Annotated in this window: 19 protein-coding genes and 1 tRNA gene; 7 read left to right on the top strand and 13 right to left on the bottom strand. The window is 37.0% G+C overall.

The features are described 5' to 3' along the window. Positions 1–74 precede the first annotated feature (74 nt). Positions 75–1,106 carry a GntR family transcriptional regulator gene (locus ESB04_RS00390; RefSeq protein WP_129025117.1) on the bottom strand — a complete coding sequence of 344 codons (1,032 nt, stop codon included), beginning with the start codon at positions 1,104–1,106 and terminating at the stop codon, positions 75–77. Continuing rightward, positions 1,107–2,156: an L-rhamnose/proton symporter RhaT gene (gene rhaT / locus ESB04_RS00385; protein ID WP_129025115.1), complete on the bottom strand. Its 1,050-nt coding sequence runs from the start codon at positions 2,154–2,156 to the stop codon at positions 1,107–1,109. A gap of 210 nt (positions 2,157–2,366) precedes the next feature. On the opposite strand from rhaT, the gene ESB04_RS00380 reads away from it, so the two are divergent. After that, positions 2,367–4,475, top strand: coding sequence for a pyrroloquinoline quinone-dependent dehydrogenase (locus ESB04_RS00380; RefSeq protein WP_129025113.1), 2,109 nt, complete (start codon positions 2,367–2,369; stop codon positions 4,473–4,475). 165 nt (positions 4,476–4,640) lie between these two features. Here the strand turns inward: ESB04_RS00380 and ESB04_RS00375 are convergent, their stop codons facing one another. Both ESB04_RS00375 and ESB04_RS00370 read right to left on the bottom strand, forming a co-directional pair. Beyond that, positions 4,641–5,957, bottom strand: coding sequence for a D-arabinono-1,4-lactone oxidase (locus ESB04_RS00375; protein WP_129025111.1), 1,317 nt, complete (start codon positions 5,955–5,957; stop codon positions 4,641–4,643). Between the two features lie 116 nt (positions 5,958–6,073). Then, a tRNA-Ile gene (locus ESB04_RS00370) sits at positions 6,074–6,147 on the bottom strand. A 172-nt stretch (positions 6,148–6,319) separates the two neighbouring features. Between ESB04_RS00370 and ESB04_RS00365 the strand changes: the two genes are divergently transcribed. The 6 genes from ESB04_RS00365 to ESB04_RS00340 are packed head-to-tail and all read left to right on the top strand — an operon-like array spanning position 6,320 to position 12,112. Next, the gene (locus ESB04_RS00365; RefSeq protein WP_205749449.1) at positions 6,320–6,976 is read left to right on the top strand and encodes a DUF1003 domain-containing protein; all 657 of its coding nucleotides are present in this window, start codon (positions 6,320–6,322) and stop codon (positions 6,974–6,976) included. A gap of 3 nt (positions 6,977–6,979) precedes the next feature. Next, positions 6,980–8,224 carry an HD domain-containing protein gene (locus ESB04_RS00360; protein ID WP_129025107.1) on the top strand — a complete coding sequence of 415 codons (1,245 nt, stop codon included), beginning with the start codon at positions 6,980–6,982 and terminating at the stop codon, positions 8,222–8,224. Between the two features lie 46 nt (positions 8,225–8,270). Beyond that, positions 8,271–9,296: a UDP-3-O-(3-hydroxymyristoyl)glucosamine N-acyltransferase gene (gene lpxD / locus ESB04_RS00355; protein WP_129025105.1), complete on the top strand. Its 1,026-nt coding sequence runs from the start codon at positions 8,271–8,273 to the stop codon at positions 9,294–9,296. Positions 9,297–9,309: 13 nt separating this feature from the next. Beyond that, positions 9,310–10,707 carry a bifunctional UDP-3-O-[3-hydroxymyristoyl] N-acetylglucosamine deacetylase/3-hydroxyacyl-ACP dehydratase gene (locus ESB04_RS00350; protein WP_129025103.1) on the top strand — a complete coding sequence of 466 codons (1,398 nt, stop codon included), beginning with the start codon at positions 9,310–9,312 and terminating at the stop codon, positions 10,705–10,707. Positions 10,708–10,712: 5 nt separating this feature from the next. Beyond that, the gene (gene lpxA / locus ESB04_RS00345; RefSeq protein ID WP_129025101.1) at positions 10,713–11,483 is read left to right on the top strand and encodes an acyl-ACP--UDP-N-acetylglucosamine O-acyltransferase; all 771 of its coding nucleotides are present in this window, start codon (positions 10,713–10,715) and stop codon (positions 11,481–11,483) included. 11 nt (positions 11,484–11,494) lie between these two features. Beyond that, the gene (locus ESB04_RS00340; RefSeq protein ID WP_164969550.1) at positions 11,495–12,112 is read left to right on the top strand and encodes an ABC transporter ATP-binding protein; all 618 of its coding nucleotides are present in this window, start codon (positions 11,495–11,497) and stop codon (positions 12,110–12,112) included. Here ESB04_RS00340 and ESB04_RS00335 read toward each other — a convergent pair. From ESB04_RS00335 to gatA, 9 genes are all read right to left on the bottom strand, one after another. Further along, the gene (locus tag ESB04_RS00335) at positions 12,105–12,824 is read right to left on the bottom strand and encodes an ABC transporter permease (protein WP_129025097.1); all 720 of its coding nucleotides are present in this window, start codon (positions 12,822–12,824) and stop codon (positions 12,105–12,107) included. The genes ESB04_RS00340 and ESB04_RS00335 overlap by 8 nt on opposite strands. Positions 12,825–12,828: 4 nt before the next feature. Beyond that, a complete protein-coding gene (locus ESB04_RS00330) occupies positions 12,829–13,374 on the bottom strand; it encodes a DUF4199 domain-containing protein (RefSeq protein ID WP_129025095.1) in 546 nt (181 codons plus the stop codon). 4 nt (positions 13,375–13,378) lie between these two features. Then, positions 13,379–13,879, bottom strand: coding sequence for a DUF4199 family protein (locus tag ESB04_RS00325; protein ID WP_164969549.1), 501 nt, complete (start codon positions 13,877–13,879; stop codon positions 13,379–13,381). 22 nt (positions 13,880–13,901) lie between these two features. Continuing rightward, complete coding sequence (locus ESB04_RS00320; RefSeq protein WP_129025090.1) at positions 13,902–15,185, bottom strand: dihydroorotase; 1,284 nt, start codon at positions 15,183–15,185, stop codon at positions 13,902–13,904. Positions 15,186–15,230: 45 nt separating this feature from the next. Continuing rightward, on the bottom strand, positions 15,231–15,611 hold the full coding sequence (gene gcvH / locus ESB04_RS00315) for a glycine cleavage system protein GcvH (RefSeq protein WP_129025088.1): 381 nt from the start codon (positions 15,609–15,611) through the stop codon (positions 15,231–15,233). A gap of 78 nt (positions 15,612–15,689) precedes the next feature. Beyond that, positions 15,690–22,775 (bottom strand): T9SS outer membrane translocon Sov/SprA, encoded by a 7,086-nt coding sequence (gene sov, locus ESB04_RS00310; RefSeq protein WP_129025086.1) that lies wholly within the window; start codon positions 22,773–22,775, stop codon positions 15,690–15,692. A 64-nt stretch (positions 22,776–22,839) separates the two neighbouring features. Further along, complete coding sequence (ruvA, locus tag ESB04_RS00305) at positions 22,840–23,427, bottom strand: Holliday junction branch migration protein RuvA (protein WP_129025084.1); 588 nt, start codon at positions 23,425–23,427, stop codon at positions 22,840–22,842. Between the two features lie 2 nt (positions 23,428–23,429). After that, on the bottom strand, positions 23,430–24,860 hold the full coding sequence (locus tag ESB04_RS00300; protein WP_129025082.1) for a lytic transglycosylase domain-containing protein: 1,431 nt from the start codon (positions 24,858–24,860) through the stop codon (positions 23,430–23,432). A 4-nt stretch (positions 24,861–24,864) separates the two neighbouring features. Then, positions 24,865–26,283 (bottom strand): Asp-tRNA(Asn)/Glu-tRNA(Gln) amidotransferase subunit GatA, encoded by a 1,419-nt coding sequence (gatA, locus tag ESB04_RS00295; RefSeq protein WP_129025081.1) that lies wholly within the window; start codon positions 26,281–26,283, stop codon positions 24,865–24,867. Positions 26,284–26,352: the final 69 nt, after the last annotated feature.

Genomic DNA, 26,352 nt, shown 5'->3' with positions numbered 1-26,352 from the left:
CTTTTTTGGGGAAACACCAAGATATATTGGCTCAAAAACAGAGATTTGCCATAGAAAATTTGGGCACTACCTTATTAAAGAGAAGCTCTAGAAATTAAACAGAAAGGATTTTCTATGTGTACTTTAGAATTGGTTTTGATTAATTCGGCAGCCGTCCTTCCTAATTGAGCAAAGTCTGTTGAGATCGTACTTATACCTTTAAAAAGCAAGCGTTTAAGTGGGGTTTCATTGTAGGATATCAAACCGACATCTTCACCTAAAATCAATTCCTTTTCTAGTATTTTCTCTAGGAGTAAAATCAAATCATCTTCCATCACGTTGATATAGGCTTCCCCAACTTCCGGTGTAATAGCCGCAGCCGAGGAGACAACTTCCATATCAAAAGCAAAATCTCGACAAAAATTGGTGAAACCCGTTATAATTTCCTGAGGATAATAGGAGGTATTCGGAAATATCATTTTGATGACATGATATTTACTCAAATCATCTTTTGCCTGAATTAGAGCGGAATAAATATCTTTCTCAAAATTTTCATAAACTGCCCCAAAATTCCCTTGAATACCTGGAAGCAATTTATCCATCAAGATTAATTTCTCCTTGGGTAATTGATTGATTAATTCCCTGGCGCTTTGTTCTCCTTCCATAAAATGTGGAATAATCACAATATGCGAATAATCACGATCACGTGATTGGATTATCTTTTTGAATAAGTTAAAGTCATTATTGTAGATATAAAAGTCGATGGTGGCATTCTCTCCCATCGCTTCGACAAATGAATCATAGACTAACTTTTTGTGACCACTTAACTTATTAAAAAGCAGAAAAATCCTAAAGTCGACAGGTAATTTATCAATCTTAATAAAAAAGCCTTTGCCCCTGACAGAATCAATGACTCCTTTGGACTTCAAATAGTTATATCCCTTTTCTACGGTAATCCTAGATATATAATACTCAAAACTTACCTCATTAATTGATGGTAAACTTTCTCCTTTTTTAATACGCTTGTTGCGAATACCTTCAATAATGGAATTTGCCAATTGCTGGTACTTAGGGGTGGATGAAAACTCATCGATATGGATTACGTCAAGAATATTTGAATGACTCATTTATAAAGAATTACCTATACCCACAATAATTACAGAAATCAAAATTACGACAATTCCCGCTAAGACTGTCCTGAATGTTTGCTTTGAAACACCCTTCCACTCTTTGAAATACAGACCCCAAAAATTAGAAGTCAAAATGATGGTAGCCATATGTAATATCCATGAACTAGCTCCATTGCCCAATTTACTTTCTCCCATTCCGTAAAAAAAGAATTGAAGAAACCAAGTAGTACCTGCCACTGCCGCAAAAGTGTAATTCTTTCTCAAAGATGATTTAGCATTTAAATAATCTCCAAAAGTCTTATTGGAAAAATTCAGGTACATACACCAAATAAAATTGGTTGTAAATCCACCCCAAAGTACCACGATAAATATGACATTATTTTGAAACAAAGGATCACTTCCTTTAGCTACAGCTTCGACCGCCATCAATTTTCCGGCCTCAATTCCAAAATTAAAACAAGCACTCAGTAAACCTGAAATAGTGGCTACCACTAAACCTTTCACCAAACTAAACTCCTTGATACTCTCCTTCTTTTGTTCATCAGACAACTCGTTCTCCTTCATCATCCCAGCCTTACCACAGAGATAAATACCAAAAATACAAACAACGATTCCCAATAAGACCAATCGACCACCAGAACTGCCGGCTATCTGAGAAATGGTTATTCCCTCCATTCCAGACAATTCTCGGTAAATAGGCGGCACCAATGCTCCGAAAATACTACATAAACTCAAGGCAATGGACATACCCAATGACATACCCAGATATCGCATGGCTAAACCAAAAGTTAAACCTCCGATACCCCATAAAACGCCAAAAACATAGGTCCAAAATATGGTAGAAGAACTGGCCTCTTGTATAATCAACATGAAGTCTGGTACAGTTAGATAAGCTGCAATATAAGGTACTAAAATCCAAGAGAAAACACCACCCACAATCCAGGCACTTTCCCAAGACCACACCTCAATTTTTCGGTAAGGAATGTAAAAACTACCCGAAGCAAAACCTCCCAAACTATGAAAAAACAATCCTAGCAATGAACCCATATAAGTGAATATTAAAGTATCTAAAATAAAATTTTAAAGGCTCTAAACTGATATTTTCTAATGATTAAAAGATGTAGAAATAAAATTCCCACCATTTAATCAATCAAAATAGCTGAATTAAAAAATTAAGAGCCCTAATGTAATAGAAGAAATGAAAAAAACAATTCAAGTATGGCTAAGGTAAGTCCTATTAATTATTAAATTAAGCCTATGAAAAACAAACTCCTTCTAACTTCTATACTGATTGTTACCTTATTAAGCGCTTTCAACCGTCTTAAAATTGTTTCTAGTGATGAAGATTGGCCTTCCTATTTGGGTGGAAATAATCGAAACCACTACTCTACATTAAAACAGATCAATCTTCAAAATGTGCATCAATTACAAGTCGCATGGACCTATGCTAGTGGAGATTCTGGACAAATTCAGGCCAATCCGATCATTATCAATGGGATTCTTTATAGTGTAAATGCCTCTGTGCAAGCATTTGCGCTTGATGCTAGCACGGGTAAAGAAATTTGGCGATTTGGCGATCCTTTGAAAAATTGGGCAAGCACTAGTCGGGGAGTAAGTTATTGGTCAGATGGACATGAATCCCGTATTTTATTTACCGCAGGTCCTAATTTATGGGCTCTCGATGCAAAAACAGGCAAGCCTATTTCCTCTTTCGGTCAAGGAGGGAAAATAGATTTACACGAAGGTTTACCAGAAAATGCCAAAAATAAATTTTTAGTATCCAATACTCCGGGAACTATCTACAAAGATTTAATCATCATGCCATTGAGATTGTCGGAAGGAGAAGATGCCGCACCGGGTGATATCCGAGCATTTAATGTAAAAACAGGAAAATTAGCTTGGACATTTCACACCATACCCTACCCAGGTGAATATGGTTATTCCACTTTCCCCAAAGATGCCTATCAAAATACGTATGTGGGGGCCGCCAATAACTGGGCAGGTATGGCCTTAGATGAATCGAAAGGAATTGTCTACGTACCTACTGGATCGGCAGGCTATGATTTTTGGGGAGGAAATAGACCCGGAAGTAATTTATTCGCTAATTGTTTACTTGCTTTAGATGCTACAACGGGAAAGAGAATTTGGCATTTTCAAACCACACACCACGACTTATGGGATAGAGATTTACCTGCTCCCCCTAACTTAATTCGGGTGAAGCATCAAGGAAAGTATATCGATGCTGTGGCGCAAATTACCAAACAAGGCTTTGTGTTTTTATTTGATAGAAGCAATGGTAAACCGCTATTTCCCATTGTAGAAAGAAAAGTTCCTGTGAATGGGTTGCCTGGAGAAAAAGCATGGTTTAGCCAGCCCTATCCCTTAAAACCAGCTCCTTATGCTCGCCAATCCGATGAAATTAGCCCTAAGGACGTAAATCCTTATGCAGAAAACAAAGCAGAACTTAGCCAACAGTTAAAGGCCTTAAAAAGAGCATGGTACGCCCCACCAAGTGAAAAGGGAACTTTGATTTTACCAGGTTTTGATGGAGGTGGAGAATGGGGCGGTGCCGCGGCTGACCCTAAAGCAGGAATCATTTACATCAATAGCAATGAAATGGCTTGGATACAGAAAATGGAAAATCAAGCTAATAAACAAAAGCATAAAATCAGTTTAGCCAAAAGCTTATATCAAAACAACTGCCAAAGTTGTCATGGGGCGAACCTAAAAGGAAATATACAAAGTGGCTACCCTACTTTAGTGGATATTTTCCAAAGAAAAGATAAAGCCTTTGTGAAACAAATTATTCAACAAGGCAAAGGCATGATGCCTGGATTTACCCAACTTAAAGCCACGGAAATAGATGCTTTGTTGTCATTTTTAGGTCATGAGGATAAACAAGAAATCACGACTAACATAAAATCAACGGCCTCAAAAATTCCATATCGAATGACGGGATACAATAAATTTTTAGATAAACAGGGCAAGGCAGGTATTAGTCCACCCTGGGGAACCTTGAATGCTATAGATTTGAATACGGGAGAATATCTATGGAAAATTCCGTTAGGTGAAGATATCGATTTGGCCAAAAAGGGAATCAAAAATACAGGAATTGAAAATTATGGAGGTCCATTATTGACTGAAAATGGTCTATTATTTATTGCTGCCACCAAGGATGCTAAATTCCGTGCCTATGAATCAAAAACAGGAAAACTAGTTTGGGAAACTACATTACCCGCCGCGGGTTTTGCTACCCCCTCCACCTACATGGTGAAGGGTAAACAATTTATAGTCATCGCATGCGGAGGTACCAAGTTAGGCACACCCAAGAACAATCAGTATGTTGCTTTTGCCTTACCTGACTAATCTACATAAAGACAATTATGGAGGAATTTATTTGAGCAAAACCACTTAACCCGCTTTTTCAAAATGGATATAGATTTTTAAGTCTATAAGGATTTCCCATTTTTCTATTCCCATATCCTCACACAGAAGTGATTACATGGGTTAATAATTATGGTACATGGTATGTCAATACAAATTCCTCTCCAAAAACTCGTTTCTCCACCTCCTTTGAGGGTCTAAACGCTTGGCTAAGGCTTGAAAATCCTTAAATTTAGGATAACGTGCATGCAATTTCTCTGGACTTAAAGTAAATAATTTACCCCAATGCGGCTTCACTTCAAAGGGTTCTAAGGCTGCTTCAATCTTGGGTAAAACCGCCATGACATGGGGAGTATCTGGCTTCCAAGTAAAGTGAATAGCTATGGTATCTTGCTGATAAGCAGGACTTAACCAAAGGTCATCCGCGGCCATACTTCTAATTTCTGAAACATATAAATAAGGCGCAAACTCAGCATGTATAGCCTCTACAGCCATAATGGCTTGAAAAGCGTATTTTCGGGGAATAAAATACTCGGCTTGTAACTCGTCCCCATTACTCGGAGTAAATCCCATCTTAAAGTGGGGTAAACGCTCATACCACGGACCTGAAACGCCCATCTGTTCTGTACAATTAATGGGTGAATTCACCTTAATTGGATGTAAATTATTGGTAGCAGCTGAAGCACCAAAAAATTCTTTCAAGGGATGCAAATTTTTAGCATCCGATCTCTTCTTAATCCACAATTGGTTGATGTTTTCGTTCTCCCAATGCGTAAACATACTTACCGAATATCCCTCTTGGTAAATTTCATCAAAATGTTCCTTCAACTTATCCATAGATAGATTCTCAAAGACAAACTGACTGACCTCAAATTTAGGCTGAATGGCCAAGGCCATTTTAGTCACAATACCCAAAGCCCCAATATTTACCACGGTACCAGGAAAATCAGGATGCCCTTGCTCCCATTGGTGCAAAGTCCCATCCGCTTTCATGATTTCAATGGCTCTCACAGCAGAAGAAAGATTACCATTTTTATCACCAGAACCATGGGTGGCAGTAGCACAAGCACCAGCCACGGAAATATGAGGCAAAGAAGCTAAATTATGAAGAGCAAAACCCTCCTTATCCAATAAAATTCCTAAAGTACCGTACTTAATTCCAGCTTCTACCCAAACCCACATTTTTTGGCGATCTATCCGAATCAATTTATCCAATTTGGAGGTAGAAATTAAGGTACCTGTCGTATTGGCAATGGTATTGAAAGAATGTTTTGAACCAAGTCCTTTCACATGCTTGGTAGATAGTACCTCCTTTTTCAATTGTTCCAAATTAATTGGATAGACTATTTTCTTAGCCGAATAGGTCAAATTACCTGCCCAATTCGTTTCAGAGGATGCCGGAACATGCCATTGACTAGCCATAAAAAGAATGCTGGATTTTTGTAGAAATTCTTGACGGTTCATAAAAATGAATTTTTGCCCATTAATTTTTCATAATTAGGACAAAAAAATCAATAAACCTTCAAACTTGAGATAAAAAAACAATACCTCGTTTCCAAGGTATTGTTTTATATGTGGGGTGGACCAGCATGGGCTCGAACCATGGACCCCCTGATTATGAGTCAGATGCTCTAACCAACTGAGCTACAAGTCCGCATTGAATTAATCAATGAGGTGCAAAAATAAATAATCAAGAGCTTTTTAACTAATTTCCTGAATAAATTTATAATTTAAAGGTTAATCATTAAGAAGCCATCTCACATTAACTTATGCGACCAAAAACATTCATTAGCGATCTATCAAAAAAAATTTACCCCACCACTGAGATGGTCAAGGGAAGTAACATTCAAGAGGGGATTTTACAATTAATTCAAAAAGATTACCCCAATTTTAGTGATGAAAATTATCTATCCATCACAGAGCTGAATATCTTCCGTCAAATTTATCTATCAGATTTTCTAAAAAAAGAAACCGGAGAATTAAGTGCCTTAGAACAAAGTGTAAAAAAGAATAAAGCTGAACATCATTTGATTACCCAAGCGGTAGACATGGATGAGAATAGCGAATTAACCTTAGGGCAAAAAATAGCAGACCAAGTAGCTACCTTTGGAGGCAGTTGGAGTTTTATCATTTCCTTTTTTATATTTTTGGCTATTTGGATCATAACAAATGTATTTTTGTTTTTGAACAAAGGTTTTGACCCTTATCCTTTTATCCTACTAAATTTGATACTATCCTGCATAGCTTCCTTACAGGCTCCAGTGATCATGATGAGTCAAAATAGACAAGAAGAAAGGGACCGTGAAAGATCAAAGAAAGACTATTTAATCAATCTGAAATCGGAACTGGAGATTCGTTTGTTGAATGAAAAAATTGATCATTTAATGACTCATCAGCAACAAGAATTATTAGAAATTCAGAATATCCAAGTTGAAATGTTAAATGAAATAACCAATTTGGTGAAAAATAAGAAAGTCCGCTAAGTTATGTATCCAACCAAAATCATCAATGATCCCATTTATGGATTTATTAAAATCAATAATCCATTCATTTTAAGGCTCATTGACCATCCATATTTCCAACGATTAAAACGAATCAAACAATTAGGCTTAGCGGAATTTGTTTATCCTGGTGCACATCATACCCGTTTTCACCATGCGCTAGGTGCTATGCACCTTATGGATCAAGCCCTAAATAATTTACAAGCAAAGGGATATTCCATATCAGATGATGAGCGCGAGGCAGCGGAAATTGCAATTTTATTACATGATATTGGCCATGGGCCTTTCTCACATGTATTGGAATATACATTATTGGAAAATGTACACCATGAAGATATATCTCAACTATTAATGGCCACCTTGAATAAGTATTTTGAAGGTAGGTTAGATTTGGCTATTGAGATGTTCTCCGATAAATACCATCGACCATTTTTTCATCAATTGATTTCTAGTCAATTGGATGTAGATAGGTTAGATTATTTGAGTCGAGATTCTTTTTATACCGGTGTAAGAGAAGGCTTTATTGGCTCTGAAAGACTTTTATCCATGTTGGATTTAGTGAATGAAAGACTTGTGTTGGAGGAAAAAGGAATTTATTCCATTGAAAACTTCTTAATGGCTAGACGCCTTATGTATTGGCAAGTATACTTACACAAAACAGCTATCGCAGCTGAGAGTATGTTAATTCAAATATTAAGGAGGGCCAAATACCTAATTAATTCAGGAGTTCAACTGGAATGTTCTACTCCTTTATACACTTTTTTAAGTAAGGTTTATACCTGGGAGGAATTTACACAAAGGAAGTCCTTGCTCATTGCCTTTACTGATCTTGATGATCATGATGTGTGGGCTGCCATAAAAAGCTGGAAATCGGCTGAAGACCTTATATTAAAAAATTTATGTCAGCACTTTTTGACCCGTAAACTCTTTACTTGCAAACTAGGAAGCCAACCTATTTCTCGAGCAAAAAAACAAGAAATCGAGCTATTGATTCAAAAAAAACTAGGATTAAGCTCAGAAGAAGTTGGTTATTTTGCCGTAGAAGGTTCTACAAGTAATGCCGCATATATACAAGGAGACAATACTATTAAAATCGTCGATAAACAAGGTCAGGTCGTCGAGTTACTCGAAGCATCCGACTTACCGACTATCCAAGCTTTGAGTAAGATTGTAAAAAAATACTATTTTTGTTGCCCAAAGAGCGTATATTTGCAAGGTGAATTACGTTAATTGAGTACCTAATTCCATTATTACCTGAAAATCAATTCATCTCTGCATGAAATTTACTGTTAATCAAATTGCCGGACTAATTCATGGAACAGTAGATGGGAATGGAGCTGATATTATTTCAGAATTCGGTAAAATTGAGGAAGGTAAGTCAGGCGCCATATCTTTTTTGGCCAATCCCAAATATGAAGCTTTCCTGTATGAATCAAAGGCAACAGCCGTCATTATTTCAAATGATCTAAAGTTGAAAAAAAAGCCATTGGCCACCTTAATTCGTGTAGAAAATCCTTATTTAGCTTTTACAATATTACTTCAGAAGTACCAAGAAATGATTGCCTATGTTGAAACTGGTATTCAGGAGCCCTCTTATATTGACCCTAGTGCTACCTTAGGCGAGAACATATACATTGGCACCTTTACTTCTGTCAAACAAAATGCACAAATAGGCTCAGGAACACAGATAATGAACAATGTGAGTATTGGAAAAAATGTTCAAATTGGTGAAAATTGCGTCATTTATCCAGGAGTTATCATATATTCTGATACTAAAATAGGAAATCATTGTACCATTCACGCTAATGCAGTCATTGGTTCCGATGGATTTGGGTTTGCCCCTCAGCCAGACGGCACCTTTACTACCATTCCTCAATTAGGAAATGTCGTGATAGAAGATCATGTAAGCATTGGAGCTAATACCACCATTGATCGAGCTACCATGGGATCTACTAAAATTGGGAAAGGTTCAAAAATTGATAATTTGGTACAAATAGCCCATAACGTGGAGATTGGACAAAATACTGCCATTGCAGCACAAGTCGGAATATCCGGTTCAAGTAAAATAGGTAATCATTGCCTATTGGGTGGCCAAGTGGGTGTTGCAGGGCACTTGATCATTGCTGATCATACCATAGTCACGGCACAATCAGGTGTTACCAAAACCGTCAAAACACCAGGCCAAACATTGGGCGGTACACCTGCCTCCCCTAATGTAGATTATTTAAAAAGAAATGCACTTATTCGTCAATTACCCGATTTGTTTGAGAAAATAAATCAAACCATGAATCTGAGTAATTAGACATATAATTCATATGAACAATAAGCAACATACCATCAGTAAATCTGTCACTTTGAGTGGAGTGGGTCTTCATACGGGCGTTACGGCTAATATGACCTTTTTACCAGCACCTGCCAATCATGGAATAAAATTTCAGCGTGTTGACCTTCCGGATCAACCTATTGCCGATGCTGATGTAGATTATGTTGTAGACACTTCCCGAGGTACTACCATCGAGCACAATGGGGCTAGAGTCAACACCGTTGAACACGTATTGGCTGCCATGGTGGGCATGGAAATTGATAATATTTTAATTCAATTGGATGGTCCAGAACCTCCTATCATGGATGGTAGTTCCATAAAATTCGTCGAGGCTTTAGAAGAAGCTACTCCATTAGAGCAAGAAGCTCACCGTAAATTTTTTGAATTACCTGAAGAAATTAGATTCAAAGATTTAGACAAAGGAATTGAATTAGCAGCCTTGCCATTAAATGATTACCGCATCGCGGTTATGGTGGATTATAATTCCAAGTTTTTATCCAGTCAGCATGCTAATCTAACTCATGTCTCTCAGTTCAAGGAGCAATTTGCCATGTGCCGGACTTTCTGTTTTGTACATGAATTAGAAGTATTATATAAGGCGGGATTGATCAAAGGTGGAGATCTAAGTAATGCCATCGTAATTGCAGATCGTGATTATACAGAGACGGAATTATCCCACTTATCTGAAGTATTAGGCAAACCTAAAGTGAGTATTTCAAAAGAGGTTGGTATTTTAAATAACACACATTTACATTATAATAATGAGATGGCTCGTCATAAATTATTGGATGTAATGGGAGATTTAGCCTTGGTGGGTAGACCTATCAAAGCTCAAATTTTGGCCTCTAGACCTGGTCATGCTTCTAACGTAGAACTTGCCAAAAAAATCAAGAAGTTGATGTTGGAAACAGAGAAAAACAAAGTACCTGTTTACGATCCCAAACAACCTCCGATATGCTCACACGAGCGAATTTATGAATTATTGCCTCACCGTTATCCATTTCAAATGATTGACAAAATCACCTATTTGGATGAAAATAGTGTGGTGGGCATCAAAAATGTGACTATGAATGAAAGTTATTTCATAGGACATTTTCCTAATAATCCTGTGATGCCAGGAGTTATGCAAGTAGAAGCTATGGCGCAAACTGGTGGAATTTTAGTATTAAGTTCCGTTCCTGATCCAGAAAATTATTGGCCATATTTAGTAGGTATCGAAAATTGTAGATTTAGAAAAAGTGTAATTCCAGGAGATACAGTTATCTTCCGATGTGAATTAATTTCTCCCATACGTCGTGGAATTGCTAAAATGACTGGTAAAGCCTATGTAGCAGGCCAAGTGGTTTGTGAAGCTGAAATGACTGCCAGTTTAGTAAGAAAATCATCCTAACACACATGACATATCCATTGACACATATAGATCCATCAGCCAAAATTGGCGAACATGTGACTATTGATCCATTTACCATGATACATGGAGATGTTGAGATTGGTGATGGAACTTGGATAGGTTCTAACGTAACGATCTTCCCCGGAGCACGCATTGGTAAAAATGTTCGAATTTTTCCCGGGGCAGTTATATCTGCCATCCCTCAAGATTTAAAATTCGGAGGTGAAATTACCACGGCAGAAATTGGCGACAATACAACTATCAGAGAATGTGTGACTATCAACAGAGGGACGGTAGATAAACATCGTACCGTAGTTGGAAAAAATTGTCTCATCATGGCATATGTACACATTGCACATGATTGTTTCATATCTGACCATTGTATTTTAGCTAATTCGGTTCAAATGGCAGGTCATGTTACGGTGGGAGAATTCGCTATCATAGGTGGTTCCACTGCCATACATCAATTTGCTCAAATTGGGAAACATGTAATGATATCAGGAGGTTCTTTAGTGAGAAAAGATGTTCCCCCATACACTAAATCTGGTAGAGAACCTTTAACCTATGCCGGTATCAATTCTGTGGGACTTCGCCGAAGAAATTATAGTGATACGCAGATTGCTGATATTCAGGAAATCTATCGATATGTTTATCAAAAAGGCTTGAACATTCAGGCCGCCATTCAAGAAATTGAAGAACATATCAATCCTTCCATTGAAAGGGATGAAATCCTTACTTTTATTCGTAATTCTGAACGCGGAATTATGAAGGGATAATGAATTATTTCATGAAAATTCTTGCCGAACATGTTGAAAAAAAATTCCGTAAAGAATGGGTATTTCGTTCATTTTCATACACTTTCGAATCTGGCAAATCTTACGCATTAACAGGTCCCAATGGCTCAGGAAAGTCAACCTTACTTAAAATTTTAGCCCAATACTCCTTACCTACCAAAGGCAAAGTAAGCTTTCTGTCAGAGAGCAATAATTCTATAATTCTAGACGAGTGTCACCGCATGATTAGCTTTGCTGCTCCTTATGTAGAACTCATTGAAGAATTTACTTTAACTGAATTATTGAACTTTCTCATCAGCTTACAAGCACTTCCTGCGCATATCAACTTAGTGGGTTTTCAAGACTATGTGGAAATGAGACCCGATCAAGGAAAATTCATTAAAAACTATTCCTCTGGAATGCGTCAAAAAATCAAGTTGGGCATTGCCTTACTAGCAGAAAAACCCATTTTGATGTTAGACGAGCCAACGACCAACTTAGATGAAAAGGCAAAGAATTGGTTTTATCAAAAAGTAAATGAGCAAAAGGAACGCTTAATCATTATTGCATCCAATGAAAGCCAAGAAATCAACCTTTGTCAATTCCAGATTTCAATTCTGGATTTTAAATAAACTTAAGCTTTAATTGGTAGCCTAATAAACCAATTGCTATCAAATTAAATCCCACAAAAAAAGCTATATCAGCTATACCCAGTACACCTTTGGAGATGTTTCTATAATGAAAGTTTAGACTAAACAGGTCTATATCCCAAGTAGCAAAAACTGGTATCAAGGCTAATTCTTGGGGACCTTGCCAAAAAATAAAATTAAACACTACCCCCAAGACAAAAGCCAAAGTTTGTTTGTTGGTCAAAGAAGAAGCCAATGCACTCAAACAAACAAATGCAAGTCCCAATAGTGCCAAAGAAATATAGCCCCCTGTCACCAAAGTAGAATCGTAATTTGCTACAGGACTACCCAATCGACTGATTGAATACACAAAAAATAAGGTGGGAATTAATGATGTAAGAACTACGGCAAAAGTTCCCAAAACCTTGCCTAGAATGATATCTAAACCGGAAACGGGCAATGATCGCAATAAATCAAAAGTCTTCAAGGCATATTCCTCAGAAAACAATCGCATACTTAGTGCAGGAATGAAAAACAAAAAGAACCAAGGAGCTAAATCAAAAAATACACTTAACTCAGCAAATCCGAAGTCTAATACATTCCCTTCAAAGACCCAAGTATAAAGTCCGGTCAACAAATAAAATGCGACCATCAAACCCATTCCAATCAAAGAACTAAAAAATGCTTGATATTCTTTTTGAACGATTGCCCACATACACTTACTCAAAAACTGGTTTTTCTTTCTTTAAGACAGCAGAGATAATCAAACCTAATAGGAAAATAAATAAGGTAGAAATCAGAACTATAATAACAAACTGAACACCAGGGCCCATCATCATGGTAGAGACCTTCATTGCTTCAGAAATTTGACTTTCACTAAGTCCTTGTTCCTCCATTTTCTCTCGAGCTAAATCCATTTGTTTTTGAAGGACCGTTGTATCAATAAAATTCAAATAGATGTAATTATAAGCCCCTGAAACTAATCCCCATAATGCTCCCAATAAAGTAGATATCCCCAACCCTTGACTATAACCCATAAAACCTTGATTTTGGGTTCTAAACTCTTTCAGCGTCATGAATAAAATAGTGGTGTCTAAGCCTATAGTGACTAAAAAAGTAATCCAACCTAAAGACTCAGAAAATTGCTCTTCTAAACCCGTGTACTTAGTCAATAAAGTGTATAAAAAACTTAAAGTCCCCCCAATTAAACCCCATTTAAGAGCAATTAACGAGGTAGATGGATTAGATTCAGAATGATTTTCCATAAATTTAAGAACGTTTATAATAGAGTGATATTAGTAGATTAGGCAGAAAAGATAAGGCAATTTTTTGAAAAAAATCATCCTTGGCAATACTTTTTGCATTAATCATGGATATATTTTGTCGTAATTCCTCAAAATATGCACCTCCCTCCTGCTTTACAATAACCTGCTTATAGGTTGATAATTCTTGTAAACTTAATTGAATGTATTGACTCAACACATCCAGACCTGGACTAGACAAATAAAAAACATAAAAAAAAGTGGCTGAAATTATGCCTACCATCATGACAAAAATGTATTGGTAAGCAAATAAATGCAAAAAATGAATTTTTTCATTCGCTCTCTGCTTCATAATTCTTTGCACCAAAAACCATTGGAAAAATATTACAATAACAAAACTTGGCGCTTTTTTACCACCTATGGGTATAATACCATTTTGATATAAAACATAGCAATAGAGTAAAATGAGAGCCAAGGAAATAAAAGCAGCCAAAATTAATTCTGGCATTCGTTTTAAATTCAAAACCATGTTAGAATGTCGTATAGAATGCGCCGTGTAAAATCCCTATGATTTGATGATCAAAGTGATGGTTCAAAAATGGAGTATTTTTTGATTTACTTTGAATGAGTGATGCTAGATATACTTGACTGGTTTCCTTAACAAAAACCCCTTTGCAATCGGCACCTATTTGAAGTAAAGAAGGACTAATACCTAATAATTTAGCCGGTTGATGATGTATCCAAGAACTGATGGATTTAATTCCCCTTTGGGTAGCTGCTTGTAAAAGCGCTGGTAAAAATGTTTCTAAACCAATGATTCCAAAACTCGCCTGATCAAATTCAATCTCTTTATGCTCAACCTCAATAGGATGATGATCCGATACGATGGCGTCAATGGTTCCATCTTGTAAACCCAACCATAAGGCATCTTGATCTTCTTTTGTTCTAAATGGTGGATATACCTTTTTGTTCGTATCAAAATCTGCCATATCATCCTCTGTGAAAACCAATTGATGTACAGCCACATCTGCCGAAACAGGTAAACCTTCTTTCTTTGCCTCCTGGACTAAATCCACTGAATCCTTAGCAGAAAGACATGAAAAATGCAACCTAAAACCTGCATGTGCATGACCAAAACTATTATTCCGCACATAACGTAGTAAATCTAAATCTCTTTTGATACTCAGTGTTTCAGACAAAACAGGAATTCCTTTTAAACCTGTCAATGTACTTTGTAAACCTTCGTGAATTTGTCCATACAATGACAAAGCCTCGGTATGAGCTTGACTTACAATAGTAACTGGCAATGTCTGCAAATATTGCAGGCATTTAAGCATTAAGTCCGTATTCTGCAAAGAACTTGCTCCATGACTAAACCAATTAGCACCCGCCTGATGTAAATCATACAAATCAGTGAAATTCTCACCTTTGTTATCAAAACTTAAAGGAGCAATCGGATAATAATTTATCTGTGAAGATTGATCAATAATATAGCGAATCGATTCAGCTTGTTGAGGAACAGGATTTCCCGTTGGTAATAAAGCCATATCCAAAACTCCACCTTTTAGTGCCGAAGCTCTTAATGAACTCCAATCCTCCCTAAACTCTCCACCAGGAAGTGTGTGATGAACCCGAAGGTCTACAATACTGGGAAACCAAGTTAAACTAGGAGCATCTACTATCTGGTCAGCTAAATTTGTAATATTCTGACCAATTTCTACCCAAACACCATTTTCGGCCAATAAATCAACTCTTTGTTGAAAATACGGTGATGTATTATCTGCTATTAAAACCGATTTAAATAAAATACGCATGATGGTTTTGTATAAAAAAAAACCCTGAAAAACAGGGTTTAAAAATCAATGTCCAATAAATGATTTATACTTGCTAACATCCATTAATTCGGATAAATCACCCGTATTATTAGGTTTTATTTTCACAATCCAACCTTCTCCATAAGGATCGGTATTAATTAACTCTGGACTATTATTTAATGCTGTATTAAATTCAACTACCTCACCCGCAACAGGTAAGAATAAATCAGAAACAGTTTTTACAGCTTCTACCGTACCGAATACCGCATCTTTTGCGATACTTTTACCTACTGTTTCAACTTCCACAAATACAATATCACCCAACTCACCTTGTGCAAAATCAGTAATTCCTACAACAGCTACATCACCTTCTAGGCGAATCCACTCATGTTCTTGGGTATATTTTAATTGTTCTGGAAAATTCATGTCTTTTATTTTATTGATGACACAAAGGTCATTAAAGTTATCATTTTTTGCAAATCGAATTTGAATCAGAAATTAATCCTATTCAGATAAACTGTATCTAATTTGGAATCCACCTGCCACCGTAGAGCGATAGAAAGAATTAGAAACCAATGGGTTATTCATCATTTTATCAAAATAAGCCGTCACAGATAATTTATTATTTACAGAGTAAGTTATTTGAGGTCTAAACTGGAAATTAATAAAGCCCTGTGTCACAATGGTCTCAGCATCTAATTTTCTTTGTAAAGTTCTAGTATCACGTACAGTCAGGTTCATATTAAATCTCAAGTCATTCGGCAGGCGAACATAAGCTCCATTAATTTTAAATGGTATCAACATGTTGGCACGAGTGAAACCAACAGATACAGTAAAGTCTTTATTGGCCAATTCAGCTACCTGTGAGTTGGATAAATTTAGTCCTACATTTCTATCCTGATTATATTCCAATCGCAATGAAACCCTACTTTTAGTAATGGCATTAAACCCAACCAATGGAGAAAATCTTTCCGAAAACGAAATGGTACTCATGACATATACTGGAATCAAGGTATTTGTCTTAGGATCAAATCGAGATGATAATGGATACAATAAACTGTTTAACGTCAAATTCATATAATCATTCTCAAACTGACCATATTCCAACGACGAAATAAAATTACCCACGCTGTAAGTGCTAGAATACATGTGCGTGATGGTAAATGAACTAAACTTCTTTTTTAACCAAGGTATTAAATTGATGCCATTATAATCCACTTTCCAATTAGGCAGAGGTATGTCGTAAAATGGAGAATATTTAACCGTTTGAGCAGATACTCCCGAATAAGCCGCAAAAAAGGATGGAATTAAGACATCTTGTGAATTAACATTGTAGCTACCATCAGCCGCTTTAGCTCTTTTCAAACGAGCCAGTAATACTTCACGGTTCGACTTAAATTCATCAAATACTACTTGTGGATCTTTAAAAGCCGTCAAGAAGGACAAAAAAGACATCGAGTAATTTCCAGACCTCAAAGGATTTTGACTCACAAATTTACCACCTGCTGTGGTAGGCCTAAAGAATTCTTGATAATTGTCTCCCCTATTGTAATTACCTTCCAATTGAATCCTCAAATCTTTATTGGGTTCCAATTGGGTGATATAACTAAACTTGGTATTTCGTATTTGAGTAAAAGGTACATTCTGAACTGTGCTTTTGGTCAACCATCCTTCTTGTGCTGCTTTAAAGCGAATACCATCATCCTGACTACCTGTGACAAAATCTAATCCAGGAGCTGAAGTATTTCCATTTAATCCAAATAATCCAGGTTGCTGAAGGAAACCTGGTAAGGTTGTAGACTCATTCACTGAGTAATTCACCTGAATACCGCGTAAAGTCAATAAAAGGCGAGCAAAAGATTTCACCAAAGATTTACTTGGTATCGTAATCTCTTCCTCATCCCCTGGATTTCTCGCCACGTTTTTACCTTCTGCCGCTGGAGTGTTTGCCCACCTCAATGCTCTAATTCGATTATACAAAGAAACAAAATCCACCTTTCCACTGATGGCCCTTTCGCGGGTATTTTTAATAATATCTCCAAATGGTAAATTCAATGAATCTCGTATATTGAAAGAATTAGCAAAATAATTGTAACCTATTCGATGCGTATAATCTGCATTCATCCAATCTGTCAAAGGAAGCTTTTGTAAAGGCAATCTCCACACAATACCTGCTTGTTGATCAAAATTCTTGGCACGACCAAATGACCTCAGATTTTTCGTCACAGAATCTCTTTTAGCTTGCGTATCAATATCACCAAAAGGTTCGTCGATGATAGCATTCACTTGAGTGTTATAATTAAAGATGACACTCTTAGTCAAATTCCAATTCAAGGCATATTGCCTGTTAAAGAACCAATACTTTTCAAACTGAGGAGCTACCCCAATCGTATTTAAATCCTGATTTCGTAATTGAGTTTTAATAAAACTACGGTCCATTTCGGCTCTTACTGTAAAGGAACTTGGCTTCCAATTAAAACTAAAATCCTTAATGATATCCAACCAGGATGAACCTACAATTAATTTACTAAAAGGCTCCCAAAAAGAGGAGTTGGTGGTAAAGGAATATAAAATACTACCGCGTTGACTGTATTGCTGATAGGCATCTATCATAGTACTAGAGCGGAGCATTTCAGAATAAGCATAAGAAAAAGTAAAATTAGATAAATCCCACAGATAGGCCCGTTTGGATAGATTCGACTTTACCTTTCGAACATTGGTGAAATTAAAACCCCGTCGTTCTGTATTATCCTCCACTAATCTAGCATAAGCTGCTCCCTTAGTATCCAATGAATTCGACAAGAAGATATCTGGGTCTAAGGGATCAAATTGTGGAGAAATATTTCTCTTGTCATAGGTTATAAAAAATGGAATACGAAGTCCCCAATTAGCCGGTAAAAACTTCTCTAAGTTCAAATTAGCTGTAATACCATATTCCACATAATTTTCTCTGGAACGATCAGAGATTTTCGACTGCACACCTCCAAAACCATAGTTTTTAAAACTACCATTCATGGTTACCGTACCTAGATCTGCCAATTTTAAACCTAATTTACCCACAGCAGCTTCTCCTGAAGTTTGGTCAAAATCAGAAGCCCTCAATTCATTTACCCAAATACAAAAACTTTTTGGGCCATCAGTACTGATATTACGCATACCAATCATCATAGTCATACTGGCACTTTGGTCAGGTCTACCCATGACAGTTACCCGATACTGCTTTCCGGAACCACTAGTCATAATGATGGAAAAACGATCATTCAATGATCTACCTTGCTTGTCTCGTTCCATTTTAGCCCGCTTCAATAAATCAAACTCTATATCGAATTCATTTTCAGCTGGCCAAATCTCTATATCTAAACTTTGTCCCTTTTGGGTTTGAATCAATCCCAAAGATTGAACCTCATAATAATTATCAGTCAAATCTGTACCAATACGCAAAAATGCAGCCACCTTCCCATTGATTTGATCTTGGCTTTGCATGGAAACAAACATGCGTAAACGTTTGTAATTGATAAAATCAAAGTTAGTATTCTTAAATACCGCACGCGCATCCCCTGGACGTAAGTTCTCCACGCATAAACTCATGGATTGTTCATTCAATCGAGCATTGTTGATAGTGGTTATGTCTTGATCCCGTACAAATCCAGGAGGAACCACATAGGGTATAGTATTATTTCCTTTGGCAGCAGGACCATTTTCCTCAATATTTACGGAGGAAACCTTGAATTTTGCATCATAAGGTTCGGGAATATCAACCCCATTCTTTTTATCTAGATCACCTAAGAATTTTCGATAAGAATATCCCGAAAGTTGTAGTTGAGCAAAACGCAAAACAACTGGATCTTGGAATTGAGTCAACAGCATTCTGAAGAAACGAATGGATTTAAAGCTATTCATACCACCTACAGAAGTAGGTTTATCTTTGATTGGTATCCTAAACAAGTACCAATCCACTCCATTTTCCGTCACCTTATCTACGATATAACCCTTACCCACTTCCAATTGCCCAGGTTTAAGGTCAACCTCGTATTTAAAGTAAGATTCAACTTCATTGACTGTATTATCCGTATTTAAATCTTCTCGATCTGGCGACATGCTATTGGCCTCCGTAAAGTTGGTATTACTCGGGTTAGCGGTGGTTGGAGAGTTATTTTCCAAACCCATAAAGTTTTTATATCGCTCAATTAAACTTTCGGTACCATTAAATTTTTCATTCAAGTAATACTCAAAGTCATCTCCTGCAGGATCCCTGACAATAGAAGTTAAAGCAGCTTGATCGGTAACTTTAGTACGTATTTGATTAAGATATTCTTTAAAATAAGTTTCTTCTGAAATATTAGTAGTCTCTGTTACCTGATTAGCTAAACCGTCTAAACCCACATCTTGCATCGATCTACCTCCTTGATTATCAAAGGCATTGATCACAAACTGTCTCTTAGGAGCAATTCCCCAAGGGGTAACTTCTACATTTTGGGTATTGCCAGAAGTAATCTTTTCACCAGCTGGTATACCGTTCTCAAAATTAGAGAATCCATCAGGTATAAAGTCCTCTGAGATATCTCCCAAATGGAAGACAAGTTTACCACCCGTTTCATTGTTTTTATTGAAAATACCATCTCTTACTTTACCCGTCTCACCGGTAACGAATGGGTTCATCAACCAAAATTCAATTTGCTCGACATTGGCATTGTCAAAATCTGTATCGGAATTGATGGCCCTAGTAATAGCCCCAAAATTATTTTTAGGATCACCTGCCAGCAAACCCCGAGTAGTTAAATTAGGATTAAAATTATAAATACCTCGTTCTTGAGGGAAATAGGCCACATCCAATACTCCAAGCGGTAAATTGGTGATGTTATTGGCAAAATCTTTATTGGGGAATAGTCCTTTGGGAGTAACTACCCTTTCATAGGCATAAGCATTCACCTTATTGGGATCAATACCCGGAATGTCTAAACCAAATCCACCTTGCCCATAAATACTGGCATCTACATTATAAGCAGAAATTTTGGCTCTTTTAAAATTAGAAGATATATCTCTCGGATTACCTGGAATAAACTCCTTGGGTGTTGCAGCAGGCTTCCAAAGCGTTGGCTGAGATGAAAAATTATACACAATACGAGCTGCCTCAAAATCATCAATAAAGGCGTTACCCTGTACCCGGTCATTCACATTGGGAATTAATTTGGCGACCTCTCCCTGGAAATCGATCACCGACGCTTCTTTGGTAGAAACGAACGGTAAGGCATCCAATGCTCGAGTAATGGCATTTGATTTTCTAAATACACTTGCATCAAAACCAATCAGGGTATTATTAACTGGCTCATTTCCTATGGCCACACGACGGAAAAATGCAGGTGGGCTCTCGCTCATGTTTTGGAAGGTAGCCCCTAAATGAAAATCAGCACCTAAATTGTAATCCAAGCGGGTTCCTAATAAAGTCCGTACTTGATTGGAAAACAAATCAGGTTTCTCATAACAAATCTTCAATTCTCTACCTGATGAAAAAATACTTTCATTGATGATTTTCACACGGCCAGACATCCCTTCTACAATGAAATCAGTACCAGAAGTTAAAAGCTGTCCTCCGGCTGAAACAGTGACCGATTTGGCTTCTACCCCAAATGGTAACATAATATCACTGCCCATACCAGATTGAAATGAGCCTTTCAAGAAAAACTTATTTTTACCAGCCAACTGCAAGGCATCTGTCTGAGTTTTTCGGTATAATTCATCAAAGACATATTTATTGACAAGATTGCTCTCTCCAGCTGTAAAATGTGATTTCAAATTTTTACCAAAGGGTTCTAAGACCGGAAATATGATTCGACCATTTTTGGCATCAATCGTTATTTCATCTACAAAATCAAAATTACCATCAGGCTGCGGGTCACCTGCAAAATTTAACTTGTCCAAACCTAGGACTTTCACCAAAGGAATGTCCTTTAAATTTTGCCCCTCTATCAAATTGGAATTGTCGATACCTGAGGCATCATCTTTATATACAATGCGCAATTGAAAATTTTGCTTAGCCAGTCCATTGGTATTTAATGAATAAATATTCTTCATCATCAAATCCCACATAGGATGGTACAAATTATTGCGAATGGTGGAAGATTTAAGCATTTTTAATACCAAGACCTCATCATCTCTCCTAGCCTGATAATCCTCAGTCAATTCTCCTACTTTATACTTTCTACCATTTAAGGTGTACTCATATGCCACCGCCAAAACCTCATCATTTCTAAGTGGGGAGACCAAAGACAAATAACCTAAAGTTGGGTGAAATTTAAATTCACGCTCATTGAGACGCTTAGCACCTTTTAACATGTCAAAATCAGTTCCTCTTTGCAAATTATAGGCAGACTCCAAGCGATAAGATGCTTGATCTGATTTCCTGATTTCCACATCATTTACCAATTTATCATAAAGTCCATTATTCTTATTATCAACGGGTTGATTGGGAATAATGGGCGATAAACTCGGGTTACTTATATTGTAAGGAGCAGACTCCCCTAAATCGGATAGTGAAATCAAATTTCGTAAGGTTTCTGTGCTTTGTGTACGGTTTGTGACATACACCTCTACCCTGGTAATCGTAATTCCGCTTGATAAAACGGGAACATTTTTTAATGCCTGTTCATATTGGTTTCTAAAATAAGAAGATAGAAAAAAATGTCGATTCTCATCATACTGATCTGCTCTAATCTCGAAAGATTTACCTTGTGCACCGCCTTTTAGGGTGATACAATCCTGCTTGGAACGTTGTTGGGCAGCCACCACCGTTACATCCAAATTACCAAATCGCATCAGTGTCTTTAATCCAAACAAGTTTTGAACTCCGGGAATCAATTGAGAATTGAGCGTCCAAGAAGTATTTCCCAATTCAATATTTTGCAAAATATCTTCTTCCTGAGTTTTCCAATTTAATTTCAATTGGTTCTGAAAATTAAAACTTGCCTTGGTATCAAAATTGGTATTTAAATTCAGCTTTTCTCCAATCTTACCCTGGAAGTTAATTTGCGCTTGCTCATTGAAAAACAAGTTACCCACATAACGCAATTGTACAGGTATGGCTGGATTATCCACAAACTGTCCCATATAGCCAATATCCAACAATAAACTACCATTGGGCTTAAAGTAAACTTCATTTCCTCCAAATATTCGATCGATGGCAGGTGGTAACTCTATTTTAGGAAATAAGCCTCTAGATTGTAATGAACTACTTCCATCTAGGCTTTTGGAATAAGCATTCCAGAAACTTCGATTTACTTGTCGGTCTTGTTCGCGTGCGTATTCCTGAAAAGAAAATGGACGCACAGGCTGAACTGAAATATTTCCTAATTGCTGAGACTGAACGAGCTGGTTTTGATTAAAAAAAGAATAGGCGGTTTTAGCGCCTTTAATAGAGTAGATTGCAAAAGGAGATTTTGCTTGATTGGGTAATAAAGAAAAGGTACTCGACGATTTAAGTGTATATCTAGGCCTTTTACCACTTTTCTCCAAAGTGGTGTCTTCTTCCCAAAAATTCCTACTACCCAAGCCTGCTCCTTGAACTACATCTATGGGTAGCATAAAAGCAAACATGACAATAAGAACACGTGATAGAATATTTAAAGGCACAATTTTCCGAAAATAAATTTAAACCAATTTAACGAAGGGCTAACTTAATTAATTGCTCAATCGAAGCATCTGGATGATTTTTTAACAAAGTATCCAAACTTTTCTCCGCAGCACCCCGAGCAATACCCAAAGTAACAAGAGCGGCTAATGCTTCTTGTTTAACACCAAAGGATTTGTCTTGAGCACTTAATCCTGCCTCGACAAAAAGAGCATCTTTTTTACATTTATCTTTTAATTCTAAAATAACTCGTTGAGCAGTTTTAGATCCTATGCCTTTGATCGACTGAATCATGGCAATATTCTCATTCATGATCGCCGATCTAATTTCACCTGAAGAAAATGAGGAAAGCATGACCAAAGCGGTACTCAAACCAATTCCCGAAACACTTATTAAATCCAGAAATAACAGCTTTTCGTCCATACTATGAAAACCTACCAAAGTATGCGCGTCTTCCTTAATCTGTAAATGAGTAAACAATTTAATGGACTCATGTCCATCAGATAGACTATCATAAGTTTGAAGTGATATCCTTACTTCATATCCTACCCCATTGACATCAATAATGACATAAGTTCTGTCTTTGTGAGCTAATTTTCCTTGTAAATATGCAATCATCTTTAGGAAATTCTAAGACGCATCCCGGGTTTCAACACAACTGAACGCAATCGATTTAATTTTTTAATTTTTGCTACGGTCAATCCGTCATGCTTTTCTGCAATATCTGATAAAGTATCTCCTGAACGCACCAAATAATATTTAACTTTCTTTTTCTTCGAAATCAATGATTTAGTTGTCACCTTAACCGACTCAGAATCAGACAACTGAACATTTGACTTAAGAGGAAACCATTGCTTCTCCAAAACAAATAAATTTTGGCCTTTTTTCAAGCGATTTCTTTTTAAACGGTTAATCCTTTTTAACTCAAAAACTGAGATTTCATATTTCCGAGCTACCTCATAAATGGTCTCACCTTTTTTAACTTTATAGCGCACTTTTACTAAACGCATTTTCATGCTGGAGTTGCTATCCAATGCCACTGATGGCTGAAAAGTGATGGGAGCTATTCCAGCAGAATCTAAGATGTACTTTCGATTTAATTGGATGAACTCAGCCCTATCCTTGGGAATTTTTAAGACGAATGCCCTAGAATCTTTTGGCAAGAAATGTGTTAATACATGCGGATTCAATCGTTTCAAGGTATCCATGGAAACCTTTGATATAGACGCAAAAACACTAAGGTTCAAATAGCCATTGATTTGAATGGTATCTGAAGGCACATGGCTTACCCATGTTTCTGGGTGAATGGCATGATCCCAATGAAAGTTCATCATGTATGCCATGGCAATAAATTGAGGTACATAGGCTCTCGTTTGCTTGGGCAAACAAGGATAAATTCCCCAAAAATCATCTGTTCCCTTACAATTTCTGATGGCACGCTTGACATTTCCAGGACCAGTATTATAGGCCGCTAAAGCTAAATGCCAATCGCCAAAAATTCGGTATAATTGTCTAAGGTATTTACAAGCAGCCTCTGTTGCCCTTTCTGGATCAAATCGTTCATCAATATAGGAATCTACCCGAAGACCAAAATCACCTCTAGCAGTGTAGGGCATAAATTGCCAAAGTCCACCTGCACCTTTGTTGGAAATGGCTTTTGGATCTAATCCCGATTCAATCAAAGACAAATATTTTAACTCATCAGGTAGATTATATTGTTTCAGATACTTTTCATAAATAGGAAAATATAAATCTCGCTTTTCCAACATGCGTTGTGTAAAGTCTGATTTACGGAATGCAAAATATTCAACAAACTGATGAACGTAGAAATTGTAGGGTAATGGGATTTGATTATTAATTTGTTTTAAGCGACTCTCAATCAATAGCGGATCGATCATCCATGCGGTGGGAGAACCTTGCTCATATTGAGCCAAAGAATCAATCACCTTTTCATCTAATATGGGTTTAAAAGAATTCCATACCTGTGCCCTTCCTAATGTATTAACAATAAGAATTAAACCAAAAGCAATATGTAAAACTCTATTTATCAAAGTATTAGACTAATTCACTCGCCAAATTTAATAATGCCTCTTCCTGAAACACATCCCCCATTATCTGAAAGCCCATAGGTAAAGCAGATGAATCCTCTCCCATAGGAATAGAAACAGCAGGAAGTCCTGCTACATTAGCCTGAACTGTAAACAAATCACCTAAATACATCTGCAATGGATCCAAGGTTTTTTCCCCTAGTCGATATGCCGTAGTCGAGGTAGTTGGCGATACGATAAAGTCAAATACTTTCAACAATTGTTGCGTATATTCTTTAATCAAACGCCTAACCTTTTGAGCTTTGGTATAATAGGCATCATAATAATCAGCACTTAGCACAAAAGTCCCTAACATAATTCTTCGTTTAACCTCCTCCCCAAACGCTTCATCCCTGGTCTTCTTATACATATCCAATAAATCTTTCACTGGAACCTCGGTCCTATGACCATATTTCACCCCATCAAATCGAGATAAATTAGAACTAGCTTCAGCAGTAGTAAGCACATAATAGGTAGGCAATAAAGCATCCACAAAAGGAAAATCAACAGGAATTATTTCATATCCCTTTAGCCTTAAATACTCCAATCGTTCGAAAAAAGCCTGTTTAATTTCCGGTTGTAGACTTGAATGTTCAGCCATTTCCTTTATATAGGCTATTTTCTTACTAGAAGTCAAAGGCGCTGACTTTGAAATTTCATCCACTGAAACTACCGTACTATCATAACTATCCTTTCCAGAAATGTATTTCATCACACAAGCCAAATCCGAAACATTTCTGGCTATTGGCCCTATGCTATCAAAAGAAGAAGCATAAGCTATTAAACCCCATCTAGAAACTCGACCATAAGTAGGTTTCAAACCCATGACACCACAAAAAGAGGCAGGCATTCGAATGGAGCCCCCCGTATCAGTGCCTAAGGAAACATGGCACATATTGGCTTGTACTGCCACAGCAGAACCACCAGAGCTACCACCAGCCACATGAGCCGTATTTTTAAAATTGAGTGCAGGACCAAATGCCGAATTTTCATTAGTGGACCCCATACCAAATTCATCACAGTTTTGTCGACCTATGATGATCGCATCTTGATCAATTAATCGTTGAACTGCTGTAGCAGAAAATGTAGACTTAAACGTCTGTAAGATTTTACTTCCAGCATACGAACGATGATCCTCATAGCAAAGTAAATCTTTAATACCTACCACCAATCCCGCTAGTTCACCAGCTGTACCACTAGCTATCTTCTGATCTATTTGCGCAGCTTTATCTAAAGCTTCCTCAGAGTAAACCTCCAAAAACGCGTTCAGGCTGGCATTATAAGCCTCTATTTGACTTAAATAAAAGGTTACTATTTGAACACAAGATAATTTACCTTGGTCTAATAAATTCCTTAATTCACTATATGTAAGTTGGGATATATTCATCCAATGAAGCTATTCAATAAAACACAAAAGCATAGTTGGACAAGTCCAACTATGCAGATTAATTAGGTT

Origin of the sequence: Aquirufa rosea, from assembly GCF_004118285.1 — a bacterium.
Lineage (GTDB): Bacteria > Bacteroidota > Bacteroidia > Cytophagales > Spirosomataceae > Aquirufa > Aquirufa rosea.
Note: the sequence above shows the minus strand (reverse complement) of the source record. Positions and strands in the feature narration are given on the sequence as shown.